General features: G+C 69.9%; 1 protein-coding gene. It reads left to right on the plus strand.

Going from position 1 to position 860, the window contains the following annotated elements; all coding sequences use genetic code 11:
* Nucleotides 1-29 precede the first annotated feature (29 nt).
* Nucleotides 30-860: polyketide synthase dehydratase domain-containing protein (locus AC3ERT_RS36550; protein WP_435179493.1), on the plus strand; the 831-nt coding region annotated here is incomplete at its 3' end.

The raw sequence follows: 860 nt of genomic DNA on the forward strand, positions 1-860 counted from the left end.
TGGAGGTGAGTCCGCATCCGGTGTTGGGTATGGCGGTTGCGCAGGCGGGTGAGGGTCTGGTGGCGGCGGGCAGTTTGCAGCGTGGTGACGGCGGTCGGGACCGGTGGCTGACCGCGCTGGCGGGCGCTTGGACGGCGGGCGTGGAGGTGGACTGGGCCGCGGTGAACGGTGATGAGGGTCGGGCGGTGAAGGTTGGGCTGCCGACGTATGCGTTTCAGCGGCAACACTATTGGCCGAAGCCGGTGGCCGGTCGTGGGGATGCTTCGTCGGCTGGTCAGCAGCGGGTCGGGCATGCGTTGTTGGCGGCTGCGGTGTGGCTGGCCGATGGTGATGGGTTGGTGTTGACGGGTCGGTTGTCGCTGGCCGCGATGCCGTGGCTGGCCGACCACGCAGTCCACGGCACGGTGCTGCTGCCGGGGACGGCGTTCGTGGACCTGGCCGTCCACGCCGGGGACCTTGCCGGGTGTGGTGTGCTGGAGGAGTTGACGCTCCAGGAGCCTCTGGTCCTGCCGGAGCACGGTGGAGTGCAGGTCCAGGTCCACGTCGGCGATAGCGATGGCGACAGTGGCCGGCGAACTGTGAGGGTCTCCTCTCGCGAGGGGGAGGGCGAGTGGGTGCGGAACGCAGTGGGCGAGTTGGCTCCGGTCGGCAGCGAGCCCGTCCCTGCCCCGCTGTCCGTGTGGCCTCCGGCGGGTGCTGTGGCGGTTCCGGTCGACGATGCCTACGAGAGGTTGGCTCGGCGCGGTTACGGTTACGGTCCGGCGTTCCAGGGGCTGCGCCAGGTGTGGCAGGCCGGGGACACGGTCTATGCCGAGGTGGAGCTGCCGGAGGTTGTCGAAGCTGATGCCTCCGGGTTTGGC

It is taken from the genome of Actinacidiphila sp. bgisy145, assembly GCF_057708125.1.